Source organism: Photobacterium sp. J15, from assembly GCF_963870815.1.
GTDB classification, from domain to species: Bacteria; Pseudomonadota; Gammaproteobacteria; order Enterobacterales; family Vibrionaceae; genus Photobacterium; species Photobacterium marinum.
The window spans coordinates 3,021,477-3,035,088 of the sequence record NZ_CAWMUI010000001.1; the positions used below are offsets into that span (position 1 = coordinate 3,021,477).

The window sequence follows — 13,612 nt, forward strand, 5'->3', positions numbered from 1 at the left end:
CGAAGCCGGGTTCTAATTTAAACAAATAAACCTTAAAGCCAGGAATTACTTCTCACGGCTTTCACGGTTCTTCAGCGCTGTTGCCAGACGCTTGCGCTGTCGTTCCTGAGAAACTGTCAGCTTCTGCTTCTTGGTTTCAAACGGGTTCTCGCTGCTCTGGAACATGATACGAATTGGTGTGCCCATCATTTCCAGCGACTTACGATAGTAGTTCATCAGGTAACGCTTATATGAACCCGGAAGTTCATTTACCAGGTTACCGTGGATCACGATAATCGGCGGGTTGTAACCACCTGCGTGCGCATACTTCAGTTTCACACGACGGCCGCGGATCATCGGCGGCTGGTGATCGTCCTGCGCCATCTGCATGATACGGGTCAGCATTGAAGTACTGATACGCTTAGTTGCAGATTGGTACGCTTCCTGAACTGACTCATAAAGGTGACCAACACCAGTACCGTGCAGTGCTGAAATAAAGTGGATACGGGCAAAATCAACAAAGCCAAGACGACGGTCAAGCTCAGACTTAACGCGCTCTTTCACTTCATTATCCAGACCATCCCATTTGTTAACGGCAATCACCAGTGAGCGACCAGCATTCAGGGCATAGCCCAGCAGGCTCAGATCCTGATCGGAAATATTTTCACGGGCATCGATAACCAGCAATACCACGTTCGCATCTTCGATTGCTTTCAGCGTCTGGACTACCGAGAACTTCTCTACCGCCTCGTGCATGTTCTTACGGCGACGAATACCTGCCGTATCAATCAGAACATATTCCTGCCCTTCACGCTCCATTGGAATATAGATAGAGTCGCGAGTTGTACCCGGCATATCGTAAACAACAACACGCTCTTCACCAAGAATACGGTTGGTCAGGGTCGATTTACCCACATTCGGACGACCGATAATCGCCAGCTTGATTGGCTGCTCCTGAAGACGCTTATATGCAGCATCTGCATCCGCTTCAGACAGGTTAGCATTTTCAATATCTTCAACAGAGTTCAGATCTTCAATGCTTACTTCGTCTTCATCACCGGCTTGTTCTTTCAATTCTTCGGCAAACGGAGCCAGCGCGCGTTCCATCAGTGCAGTTACGCCACGGTTCTGTGCTGCTGCGATCTGGTACATCGCATCCACACCCAACTGCCAGAAATCTGCACAAGCACTGTCTGCATCAATACCGTCAATCTTGTTTACAACAAGGAAAGTCGGCTTGTTACGGCTACGCAGGTGCTTGGCAATCGCCTGGTCTGCAGCTGTCAGGCCAGCACGACCATCAACCAGGAACAGAACTACATCAGCTTCTTCGATAGCTGCCAGCGACTGCTCGGCCATCTTGGTTTCAACGCCGTCTTCAGTGCCGTCAATACCACCGGTATCGATAACAATAAATTCGTGCTCTTCGAGCTCAGCTTTACCGTACTTACGATCCCTTGTTAGGCCAGGAAAATCTGCAACCAGCGCATCCCTTGTACGGGTAAGACGGTTGAACAGCGTCGATTTACCCACATTAGGGCGCCCGACAAGGGCAACAACAGGAATCATAACTACCTCTTACTTTTCATAGTCTTAATGACATATTTTCCATTCATTCTTGCCTCCAGCAGCCTGTTTGGCTCCCTTCACCCGACAATAATATAGCGAACGGACATAACGATAACGGCTCCTGACTGCACAACACAGCAGGAGCCGACAATATTTAATGCGACGGGCATTATACCGACAATTTACGGCATTTGCATTTTGTTAATACGTCCGTCACGTGTCACGACCAAATAGCCGCCGTCGTTCAGCAGTACCGGCGGTACAGCAATACCACTGTCATCCGTTTCCTGCTGAGCAACAAAGTCACCTGTGTACGGATCCAGCCAATGCAAGTAACCTTCACTGTCACCGACAACAACATAGCCGTTCACTACAGAAGGAGCACTCAGCAAGCGATATTCCAGGTTCTGGTTCTGCCACAGTTCAGTACCACTGCGGATATCCACAGCAACTACATGATCTTTATCTGTAACCAGGTACAACTGGCTGCCATCAATAACGAAATCCGTTGCTGAAGAATAGCTTCGCTTCCAGGCTACCTGGCCGGTACGCAGTTCAATAGAAACCAGATTACCGTTGTAGCTAATAGCATACAGACGCTCACCGGCAATAACCGGTGCCGCATCAACATCAACCAGACGGTCAATCTCAGTCGCACCTTTTGGCGTACCAATCGGCTGTTGCCACAACATCTGACCATTGTTCATCAAAGCGCCGGCAAGACGGCCGTTAGCCTGTCCCCAGAAAATACCACCGGAAATGGATACCGGTGAACTTTCACCGCGCAGTGTCAGCGTCGGTACTTCACTGCTCAACTGCCACTTCAACTCACCGCTGTCAGCATCCAGCGCCTGCAAGATACCACGGCTAGTGTTAACGACGACCATCCCTTCATCAACCAATGGCTTTGAAAGAACTTCGCCTTCAACCTTCGTACGCCAGATAACGGCACCAGTCTCTTCATCAAGGGCAATCACTTCAGCATTTTCTGAGCCGATGAAAACTTTGCCATAAGACAAAGAAATACCACCAGCAAGTTTCGCTGTGACATCACCTTCAAGATCCTGCTCCCAAAGCGCCTTACCGTTTTCCGGATCCAACGCCCTGACAAGGCCATTACGATCAGCAACAAAAATTTTGCCATAACCCACAGCCGGAGAAAGTTTGGAGAAATAATGTCCGACACCGTCACCAATACTCTGGGACCAGGTCTTCACCGGAACAAAAGCGCTCTCAACTTTTGGCAGTGGTGCCATCTGGATTGTATCTTCTTCTCCTGCACAGCCGGCAAGAATGCCAACTGCCAGTACTACGGATACGGCCTGCTTAAACACCTTCTGCATACGTATCAACCTTTACTGAGCCAGATCATCAAGTTTGATCTTCAGCGCAGGCGAGCCGCCCAGCTGTTGTGCCTGAACGTAAGCTTCACGAGCAGCAACAGTGTCGCCTTTCTGCAACAGTACATCACCACGCAGTTCAGCCACTTTGGCCTTCCAGCTTTCAGCCGTCACTTTATCCAGTTCAGCCAGTGCTTCATCAAACTTTTCCTGCTCAGCATAGATACGAGCCAGACGCGTCTGGGCAATTGGCAGAATCGCAACATCCTGAGTATTGCCGATAGCCCAGCTCAGCTGTCCGGCAGCGGCATCAAGCTCACCTGCCTGTACCTGCACCTTTGCCAGCTGAAGGGCTGCCAAAACAGAATACTGGCTACTTTCGTTAGCCGTGATGAAAGCCTGAACATCAGCAATGGCATCAGCATTGCCGCTTTCCAGACGATTAATAACCTGAGTGTAGGCATCAGATGCCTGCTCCTTGGCTGCCTGTACTTCCGACTGGTAATAACGCCAGCCATACAGGCCGCCCAGACCAATCACAGCACCCAGAACAACGGCCTTGCCGTTTTCTTTAATCCAAGCCTTAATCTGTTCAACCTGTTGTTCTTCTGTGATGTTGATGTCCACGTCCTGTCCTCTCTTAAATCAATTCTGCCAGCTTCGCTGCTACATCGTCCTGTGCCATGGTAGTTTGCTCACCACCACGAAGATCTTTTACAACCACGGTGTTTTCGGCGATTTCATTCTCACCAAGAACCAGAGCGACTGCAGCACCAACGTTATCAGCACGTTTAAACTGCTTCTTGAAGCTACCACCACCGAAGTGATTCATTACGCGCAGGCCAGAAACTTCTTCACGAAGTTTTTCAGCCAGCTTCATACCGGCCATCATGGTGCCTTCACCGGCTGTTACCATGTAAACATCAACCGGGCGACGAACTTCAGTCAGTTCCAGGGTTTCCATCATCAGAACCAGACGCTCAAGACCCATTGCGAAACCAACTGCCGGTGTTGCCTTACCACCCAGTTGTTCTACCAGACCGTCGTAACGACCACCGCCACATACAGTGCCCTGAGCACCCAGGCTTTCAGTGATCCACTCAAAAACAGTGCGGTTATAATAATCCAAACCACGCACAAGACGTTCATTTACCTGATATTCGATACCAGCAGCGTCTAATAGTTCACATAATCCGGCAAAATGTTGCTTGGATTCTTCATCCAGGTACTCAGACAGCTTAGGCGCATCAACCAGGATTTCCTGAATTGCCGCATTTTTCGTATCTAGTACACGCAGTGGATTCGTGTGCATACGGCGCTTGCAGTCTTCATCCAAAATATCGATGTGCTGCTCCAGGAACGCAATCAGAGCTTCACGGTAGTTAGCACGCGCTTCCAGTGAGCCAATTGAGTTCAGCTCCAGGCGAACGTGTTTGTGAATACCCAGTTCACGCCACATGCGAGCAGTCATCATGATCAGCTCAGCATCAACATCCGGACCATTCAGGCCAAATACTTCTACACCGAACTGGTGGAACTGACGGTAACGACCTTTTTGCGGGCGTTCGTGACGGAACATAGGACCTGTGTACCACAGACGCTGTTCCTGGTTATAAAGCAGGCCGTTCTGGATACCGGCGCGTACACAACCTGCTGTGCCTTCAGGACGCAGAGTCAGGCTGTCACCGTTGCGGTCATCAAAGGTGTACATTTCCTTTTCAACCACATCCGTCACTTCACCAATCGCGCGACAAAACAAATGCGTCGACTCGACGATTGGCATACGGACTTCACTGTAACCGTAAGCACTTACTACTTGTTTGATGGTACCTTCCACTTTTTGCCAAAGCGGAGACTGCGATGGTAGGCAATCGTTCATGCCTCGAATTGCTTGAATTTGTTTCGCCACGTTTTTTCTCGTTAACCGATGGGGGAATTGAATCGAATATATAGGTTCTGACGGAAATAGTGAACCACGCCCCGATCATCAGGGCGTCGTTCAGAGGTATTTCTTTATTTTTCCGTTACATCAATGCGATTTTTGGTATCCAGCATTGATGCTTTGGCACGGATTTTGGTTTCCAGTTGCTCGATCACGTTGTCGTTGTCAAAGCGTTCTTTCTGACGGACACCGTCTTCATAGAACGCACTCTTGCGGTTACCGCCGGCAATACCAAGATGAGACACTTCAGCCTCACCCGGGCCGTTTACGACACAGCCGATAACAGACACATCCATTGGGACAGTGATATCTTCCAGACGCTGCTCCAGCTCATTTACCGTACCGATCACATCAAATTCCTGACGTGAACAAGTCGGACAGGCAATGAAGTTAATACCACGGGAACGAATGCGCAGGGATTTCAGGATATCAAAGCCAACTTTGATTTCTTCAATCGGATCAGCTGCCAGTGATACACGCAGGGTGTCACCGATACCTTCTGCCAGCAACATACCCAAACCTACCGCAGACTTAACTGCGCCAGCACGGGCACCACCAGCTTCCGTGATACCCAGGTGTAGAGGCTGATCAATTTGCTTAGCCAGCTTACGGTAAGAATCAACTGCAAGGAAAACATCAGAAGCCTTCACACTCACCTTGAACTGATCGAAGTTCAGGCGATCCAGGATATCTACATGACGCATTGCTGATTCAACCAGCGCTTCCGGCGTCGGCTCACCGTATTTCTGCTGGATATCTTTCTCCAGCGAACCACCGTTAACACCGATACGGATAGGGATATTCTTGTCACGAGCACAATCAACCACGGCACGAATACGATCTTCACGGCCGATATTACCCGGGTTGATACGCAAACAATCAACACCGTATTCTGCAACTTTCAACGCGATACGGTAGTCAAAGTGAATATCCGCCACCAGCGGTACACTCACTTGCTGCTTGATTTGCTTGAATGCTTCTGCAGCATCCATGGTTGGCACTGATACACGAACAATATCAGCGCCGACATTTTCCAATGATTTGATCTGCGCAACAGTCGCTTCGACATCAGTCGTACGTGTATTAGTCATCGACTGAACAGCAATCGGCGCGCCGTCGCCAATCGGTACATTACCAACATAAATACGGGTAGACTGGCGACGTTTAATTGGAGATTCGTTATGCATTACACTTACTCTGTTTACTGCGGCAGCTTCAATCGTGCTACTTTTCCAACCGGATACCCGCTGAGATCAACCGGTTTGCCTTTATAGCTCAGTTTAACAACATCAGGTGCACCTAGCACCACTTTAAACGGTGCCGCGCCATCTAAATTCAGTACATCACCGGACTTCTTGATCCCAGACTCCAGACGTTTGCCGTTAGCATCACGAATATCAACCCAGCAATCGCCGCTAAAAGTCAGACTCAGTACCGGCTCTGAGGTCACAACCGCAGTCGGCGTATTATCAGTCGCTCCAACATTCTGGCTTTCAGCACCATCTGTTATCTCTGCAACAGGCTTTTGCTCTTCGTCAACAGGAGCTGTGCTGAGGCTGTCTTCAAAACCTACTACCGGTTCGGCAGTCTCAGGTACCGTGATGTCTTCTGCAGTATCTTCAGTCATCTGTGCAGAGCCTTCCGCTGCCGCACTGATATCAGCCGGGGTCAGTTCACTGTCATTCCCCCCGGCCAGTGATTCATCCAACGGCTGGACCTGCTGGTCTTCAACCGTTATGACCTCTTTTTCCTGCTCCATCTGCAGGCTCTGCCACCACCAGACACCGGTCAGGCCAACAAAAATTATTGCCAGCACCCATGTCAGGCGCATAATCCGGCTGTCATGAGCCTCGCGTTTTGTTCGGCGCGAAAAGCTCTGCATTTCCTGGTCCTGAGGCTGAGCCTGTCCCAGCTGATCAAGCTTTGCCAATACTTCTCCGGCATCCAGGCCGACAAATTTGGCATATGAACGCACATAGCCACGTGTAAACGTGGCCAATTGTGCTTCTTCGAATTTATTGTCTTCAATGTCATTAATCACCTGGAGGCGAAGTCGCAGGCGATTGGCAATATCCTTTTGTGAATAGCCAAGCTTTTCGCGAGCCTGGCGAAGCATATCCCCGGGACGAATGACTTCTTCTTCTGTTCGCTCTTCGTTCTGTTCAATATTCATTGGCTAGATATTTTTGATATTGCTGCGAATCCGGATACTGCACCTTCAACAGGTCAGCATATTTATCAACCTGTGTAAGTCGTCCGGCTTGCTTTTCAAGTCGGATCAGCAACCATAAGCTGTCAGCTTTGTACCCGTATCGCTTATTAAACTTAAATAGCATGACGCGTGCTTCTTTCAAGTTCTGAGAGTCGATTTCCAGCTGCGCCAACTGTAACATTGATTTCGGCCGGTAAGGATCATAGGACAGGGCTTTTTCAAAATATCCCTTTGCTTTTGCCCCATCCCCGCTTTTCAGGCTACACAGCCCAGCATTTTCATAACTGGCCGAAGTCAGATAATAATAGGGTTGTTCTATGGCTTTCTCAAAAAAAACAATGGCTTCATCATAACGCTCCTGGCTACAAAGAAAGACACCATAGTTATTCCGGACATCACCGTTTTTCGGCGAATCACGCAAAGCTTCCTTATAAAAAGCTTCTGCTTTTTCCGGTTCATCTACCCGTTGATAATAATATGCCATAGCATTCTGTGCACGATAATAATCTGGTGCGTACTTAAGCGCTAACTCAAGATTATCACGGGCACGCTGCCATTGTCCTGATTCAAGGTAGTTCAGGCCAAGAGAAATTCTGGCCTCTGAAGCTTCAATCTTATTGAATTCTTTCTTATTGCCAGCTTCATCGACTGTAACACAGCCCATTAACAAGCTACACAATAAAGGGTAAACCGTCCACCGTCGCATACTTCCCCCATATCCATGGATGAATACAATTCCGGCGACAGGTTACCCCAAACCGCTTACCTCACTGTTATGAGACAGCTTTTACTGGAATTCGTTCTGCATTTTCATCATTGGCTTTTGTTCGTTTCGTGCGATCAATCACATCACCGACTAACTGGCCACAAGCCGCATCAATGTCATCACCACGGGTCTTACGTACAGTAACCGTGAAATCGTACTCCATCAGAGTCTTCATGAAACGGTCAACACGTGAGTTACTCGGTTTCTTGTATGGCGAGCCCGGGTACGGGTTGAACGGGATCAGGTTTATCTTAGCCGGCGTGTCTTTCAGTGTCTTAGCCAGCTGACGCGCGTGCTCCATATCGTCATTCACATGATCCAACAGAACGTACTCAACGGTTACACGGCCACGGTTTGCATTAGATGAAGCAATGTAGCGACGTACTGAACCCAGGAAGTCATCAATGTTCCAGCGATCGTTGATTGGCATAATCTGTGAACGCAGTTCGTCAGTTGGTGCATGCAAAGAAATCGCCAGTGCAACATCAATGTTGTCAGTCATCTGATCAAGACCGGATACCACACCTGAAGTAGAAACCGTTACACGGCGCTTAGACAGGCCAAAGCCCAGATCATCCAGCATAATTTCCAGAGCTGGAATCAGGTTCTTCATGTTCAGCAGCGGCTCACCCATACCCATCATCACTACGTTGGTGATTGGGCGGCGACCGGTTTCTTTTTCAACACCGATCTCTTTGGCTGCACGCCATACCTGACCGATAATTTCTGATACACGCAGGTTACGGTTAAAGCCCTGCTGTGCCGTTGAGCAGAACTTACACTCAAGCGCACAACCTACCTGAGAAGATACACACAAAGTTGCGCGGTCATCTTCCGGAATGTAAACCGTTTCTACATCCTGATCACCAACACGCATCGCCCATTTGATAGTGCCATCAGAAGAGTGCTGAGCTTCAGATACATAAGGAGCACGAATTTCGGCAACCTGCTTTAGCTTTTCACGCAGCTTCTTGTTGATATTGGTCATTTGATCGAAATCATCACAACCGAAATGATACATCCACTTCATTATCTGATCGGCACGGAATGCTTTTTCACCAAGCTCTTCAGCAAAATACTGACGCAGACCCTTGCGATCGAAATCCAGCAGATTTGTTTTGACTGTTGTCATCGGTTGTTGCCTCACTAAAAAATGACTGATTGTGCCTTGGCAACCTTTAGTAGGGTGGTTGCATGTAACAGGACAGTTCAAGGCGCGAAATTGTACAGCCTTTACCGCTGAGTTTCCACTTGTAACCCATAGGGATATATTAGCAGGAAGGTATTTGAGACCATGAAAAAGAAACGGGGAGCCGAAGCTCCCCGTCAATTAACTGTTTTGTTTAAAATTCAACCAGCAGTTTAACTGCGAGGGAAAATTTCATCGTCGGCAAAGAAATAAGCCACTTCACGCGCCGCTGATTCAGGGCTGTCAGAACCATGTACTGAGTTATGACGAAGGCTCAGAGCAAAGTCTGAACGAATGGTTCCGCATGCAGCATCTTCCGGGTTGGTTTTTCCCATCAGCTCACGGTAGCGGGTGATCGCGCTTTCTCCTTCCAACACCTGCACCATCACCGGACCGGATGTCATAAAGTCAACTAAATCAGCAAAAAACGGCTTCCCTTCGTGCTCCGCATAAAAACCTTGCGCTTTTTCGGCATTCATATGGATCATCTTCGCCGCCACAATTTTCAGGCCGGCATTTTCAAAACGCTGGTAAATCGCACCAATCAGGTTGCGATCAACAGCATCAGGCTTAATGATTGAGAGCGTTTTTTCAATTGTCATTATTATTTTCCCTTTGAATCAGTTCATTTAAGCAGTGGGACAAAACCGGCCGCAATGGCCGGTTATCACACGCTAGAGCAACAAGGCTGCGATATTGGCCACCCCCTGACCTGTCGCCCCTGCCGCCCAGCGGCTGTCGGCACTATCCTGAAAACAAGCCGCCAGATCAAAATGAATCCAGCTGCTGTTATTGGTATCGACGAAACGTGACAGGAAGGCAGCTGCATTGGAAGCCCCTCCCATTCCGCCGCCTTTCTGCGCCCGGCTGTTAGCCGTCTCCGCATAATATGAAGGACAGTTATCCTGATGCCATTTTTCCAGCGGAAGCGGCCAAGCTGGCTCATGAACCAACTCAGACAGCTCCTGTGCTTTGAGCAACAGAGACTTATCCATACTGAACAGAGCATTATACTCTGTTCCAAGTGCCATCATTGCAGCGCCAGTAAGCGTTGCTGCATCGATGATTAACGGCGCTTTAGTCTCACTGGCAGCAATCAGGCCATCAGCCAATACCAGACGCCCCTCTGCATCGGTATTGACGACTTCGACCGTCATTCCATTCTTGTACGTTAGCACATCACCGAGCTTATAGGCGTTACCTGCCACCATATTTTCTGCGCAACATAAGATCAACCTCACACGTTGGCGCAAACCTTGCTCAATCGCATAGCCCAAAGCAGCAGTAACTGTCGCCGCGCCGCCCATATCGCACTTCATGGTTACCATGCCTGCGCTGGACTTCAGGCTATAACCACCTGAATCAAAAGTGATCCCCTTACCGACCAAACAAGCCGCAACCGGGGCATCTTTATCACCGGTCGGATTGTAATCCAATGTCAACATAACAGGTTTTCGGCTGCTCGCACGACCGACACTGTGAGTGCCGACCCAACCATGTTCCAGCAACTGGTCCCCAACCAATACCTCATGGCTGATATGCTCACCTGCAATGGAGGTCAGAAACTCCACCGCTTCAGCGGCCAGTTTCTCCGGGTACACATTTTCCGGTGTCGCATTAACGACACGGCGAACCCACTCAATGCTGCGGCGACGGGCACTAAGCAATTCCACTTCATCTTCATCAATCGGTGCCCATTCGAGCTCCACCGGTTTATTTGGTGTGGCAAAACCGCAGTAAAACGCCCACTGACGTTCATAATTCCAGCCATTACCTTCAAGGCTAATTTGTTCAGCCCCCTGTGACTGCAAGCGACGTGCAGCCTGCTGGATCCGGCGCAACGGGAATTCCCCGTGATAGTGAATCACTGCACCGTCTTCCCGATAAGAAAGCAAGGCCTTCTCACCCCATACTCCGGCACATGGCTCCGCTGATAGTGTAATCCTTAACATGAACACCCTTTTTGTTTTGGCTGTAGCAAACAGAACGTATTCAAGAACATTTCAAGGCTCTTGTTCTTTGAATAAATCCAGTTTTTATTTCACCTAGCTGTCGCTGGCTCGACGGCAGCTAGGCTTATCAATCAAGCTTTCTTGAGCAAACATCTCAATCAAACTGTGTAAAAGTAGTACCTATGTAAAAATACCGCTTATTTTTCATTACACAGGATATTAGCGAGAGTGCGAACCCCCATGCCAGTTGCACCAGCCCCCCACTTGTCAGTAGCAGACTTACGGTAAGTACCGCTGGCATCAATGTGCATCCAACCTTTTTTGTAATCTTCAACAAAATAAGACAGGAAGGCGGCAGCAGTACTGGCACCGGGCAAAAACTCGCCCTGCGAGATATTCGCCAAATCGGCAAAGTTTGATGGTGTCATTGAGCGGTGCTGCTCAGCCAGCGGCAATGGCCAGAAGCCTTCATGTTCTTCACTGGCCGCCATCAGAGTTTTCTGTGCTAATTCATGGTCGAAACTAAGCAGAGCATGGTAATCATTACCCAATGCATTTTTTGCTGATCCGGTCAGAGTTGCACAGTCAATGATCATTTGCGCTTTCTGCTCAGCCGCATAAATCAAACCATCAGCCAAAACAAGACGTCCTTCAGCATCGGTATTCAGCACCTCAACAGTTTTACCGTTCTTATAAGTGATAATATCGCCAACTCGGACAGCACGACCTGAAACCATATTCTCGGCACAGCACAGAACCAGCTTAATGCGTTTCTTGGTTCCGCGGGCAATAGCCAGAGCAAGAGAACCGGCAGCCAGTGCAGCACCGCCCATATCCGCTTTCATAGCAATCATGCCGGCAGACGGCTTAAGGCTGTAACCACCGGAATCAAAAGTGATACCTTTACCTACAAGGCATGTATGCACAGGTGCATCAGCATCACCGGTCGGGTTGTAGTCAAGGCGCAACATAGCCGCAGAGTGATCAGAACCACGACCTACGGTATGGATACCTGCCCAACCTTCATCCAATAAACTGGTGCCTTTAACAATCTTGTAAGTTACATGATCCGGAGCCAGCGATTTGATGAACTCACCAGCACGGGAGGCCAACTGTGACGGACGCACAATCTCAGCAGGCTGGTTAATAATTTCACGCACCCAATTAGTCGCCTTCAGTCGAGCCTGAAGTTCGGCTTCATCTTCTTCATTCAGACCACTCCAGCTGACCTCATTACCAGGCTTGGCATTACGGTGTCCCTGAATAAAGGCCCAGATACCTTCCAGATCCCAACCTTCACCGGACAGTGTCACCTGCTTGATGCTCTGCCCGTCCAGTTTACGTCCGGCACGCTGCAACGCTGTCAGTGGATTATCATCATTCAGATGGATTACGGCACCTTCCGCACTGAAGGTCAGCAATGCATTTTTACCCCACTTCTCATCGGCTGCTTGCTGGGATTGAAAAACAAACATATTGGCAGACATGAATTACTCCTTGGGTTCGGCGCTCCATAACCGGCTCTGCTCGCGGTAGTATGGAGAAAATAACGAGGGTCAGCCTGTTCAGTGATACCCCAAACGCTCTCAGGTAACAAAGATATGACATCATGGTTACCACACATACAAGACGTTATGGGGGCATTATCGGGCGTTACAAGGAAAAGCGCTGCTTTATCAGCAACAAAGCAAACTGTCAGGCTGCCATTGGTGAGTCAATACTTTCAGTAAAAACTCAATTTTTAGCAATATTCACTAATGTGCACTGATAGCGCCAAATAAACAAGATGTTTACATCGAGACTAAGAGCAAGATCGGACCGGAGAAAATAAAACAGGGCCAGAAGGCCCTGTAGAGGAATAAAAATAAGGTTAGCGGTGTAACGAAGAATTAATCCATTTCTTCAATCCAGCATTGCTGGACAGCTTCTAATACCTTTTCACCACAGTGCTTCGGATCATCATCAAAATCATCCAGCGCCAATATCCATTCACGAAGATCAGTAAACAGGACTGACTTAGGGTCAACGTCCGGAAACTGTTCAGAAAGCTCAATAGCCAAATCACGAGAATCAATCCATTTCAGTCCCATAGCACTACTCCTTTTCTGCGTTGGACAATACCTGACAGAACAATAGCCTATAGCTTTCCGTTTCACTATCAGGCCGGATATTCAGTTCGGTTTAAAATAGCTATTCCCTTGTCTCTTACGGTCGCTATAAAAAAACAAAAAGCCCACAAGCATAAAACAAAGAAACAAGGGGACAGCTACTAGTGTAGCCGACCTGCTGGCAGCCTTAGGGCAAACAGCAGGCCGTATTCAATTAGTGGTTTTCAGAAGCCAGGTTGACGGTGTATTTTGGAATTTCCACCACCAAGTCTTCATCCGCCACTTTCGCCTGACAACCCAGGCGCGACTCAGGCTCAAGACCCCATGCTTTATCCAGCATATCGTCTTCAAGCTCACTGCTTTCATCCATTGAGTCAAAGCCTTCACGAATGATCACATGACACGTTGTACAAGCACACGACTTTTCACAAGCATGTTCAATGCCGATGCCATTTTTCAGGGCGACATCCAGGACGGTTTCACCAGTTTCTGCTTCCAGGACTGCTCCCTCTGGGCATAGTTCCTCGTGGGGTAATACAACAATTTTAGGCATGC

Annotated in this window: 13 protein-coding genes; all 13 read right to left on the reverse strand. The window is 48.7% G+C overall.

The window, feature by feature from the left end:
- Positions 1–45 precede the first annotated feature (45 nt).
- On the reverse strand, positions 46–1,548 hold the full coding sequence (gene der / locus AACQ93_RS13560) for a ribosome biogenesis GTPase Der (RefSeq protein ID WP_064605628.1): 1,503 nt from the start codon (positions 1,546–1,548) through the stop codon (positions 46–48).
- Between the two features lie 182 nt (positions 1,549–1,730).
- Positions 1,731–2,891, reverse strand: a complete 1,161-nt coding sequence (gene bamB / locus AACQ93_RS13565; protein WP_064605632.1) for an outer membrane protein assembly factor BamB — start codon at positions 2,889–2,891, stop codon at positions 1,731–1,733.
- A gap of 12 nt (positions 2,892–2,903) precedes the next feature.
- Entirely contained in the window at positions 2,904–3,515 is a 612-nt protein-coding gene (locus tag AACQ93_RS13570) for a YfgM family protein (RefSeq protein ID WP_064605634.1), read from the reverse strand.
- A gap of 13 nt (positions 3,516–3,528) precedes the next feature.
- A complete protein-coding gene (gene hisS / locus AACQ93_RS13575) occupies positions 3,529–4,797 on the reverse strand; it encodes a histidine--tRNA ligase (RefSeq protein ID WP_064605636.1) in 1,269 nt (422 codons plus the stop codon).
- Positions 4,798–4,901: 104 nt separating this feature from the next.
- Complete coding sequence (ispG, locus tag AACQ93_RS13580; RefSeq protein ID WP_064605638.1) at positions 4,902–6,017, reverse strand: flavodoxin-dependent (E)-4-hydroxy-3-methylbut-2-enyl-diphosphate synthase; 1,116 nt, start codon at positions 6,015–6,017, stop codon at positions 4,902–4,904.
- Between the two features lie 14 nt (positions 6,018–6,031).
- Positions 6,032–7,003 (reverse strand): cytoskeleton protein RodZ, encoded by a 972-nt coding sequence (rodZ, locus tag AACQ93_RS13585; RefSeq protein WP_064605640.1) that lies wholly within the window; start codon positions 7,001–7,003, stop codon positions 6,032–6,034.
- A complete protein-coding gene (pilW, locus tag AACQ93_RS13590; protein ID WP_064605642.1) occupies positions 6,993–7,748 on the reverse strand; it encodes a type IV pilus biogenesis/stability protein PilW in 756 nt (251 codons plus the stop codon). Before pilW ends, rodZ begins: the two co-directional genes overlap by 11 nt.
- Before the next feature lie 67 nt (positions 7,749–7,815).
- Entirely contained in the window at positions 7,816–8,940 is a 1,125-nt protein-coding gene (locus tag AACQ93_RS13595; protein WP_007466688.1) for a bifunctional tRNA (adenosine(37)-C2)-methyltransferase TrmG/ribosomal RNA large subunit methyltransferase RlmN, read from the reverse strand.
- Positions 8,941–9,170: 230 nt separating this feature from the next.
- Positions 9,171–9,599: a nucleoside-diphosphate kinase gene (ndk, locus tag AACQ93_RS13600; RefSeq protein ID WP_064605644.1), complete on the reverse strand. Its 429-nt coding sequence runs from the start codon at positions 9,597–9,599 to the stop codon at positions 9,171–9,173.
- 72 nt (positions 9,600–9,671) lie between these two features.
- On the reverse strand, positions 9,672–10,949 hold the full coding sequence (gene pepB / locus AACQ93_RS13605; protein ID WP_064605646.1) for an aminopeptidase PepB: 1,278 nt from the start codon (positions 10,947–10,949) through the stop codon (positions 9,672–9,674).
- Between the two features lie 197 nt (positions 10,950–11,146).
- Entirely contained in the window at positions 11,147–12,436 is a 1,290-nt protein-coding gene (gene pepB / locus AACQ93_RS13610) for an aminopeptidase PepB (protein WP_064605648.1), read from the reverse strand.
- Between the two features lie 402 nt (positions 12,437–12,838).
- Entirely contained in the window at positions 12,839–13,039 is a 201-nt protein-coding gene (gene iscX, locus AACQ93_RS13615) for a Fe-S cluster assembly protein IscX (protein ID WP_064605650.1), read from the reverse strand.
- 232 nt (positions 13,040–13,271) lie between these two features.
- Positions 13,272–13,610: an ISC system 2Fe-2S type ferredoxin gene (fdx, locus tag AACQ93_RS13620; protein ID WP_007466697.1), complete on the reverse strand. Its 339-nt coding sequence runs from the start codon at positions 13,608–13,610 to the stop codon at positions 13,272–13,274.
- Positions 13,611–13,612 lie beyond the last annotated feature (2 nt).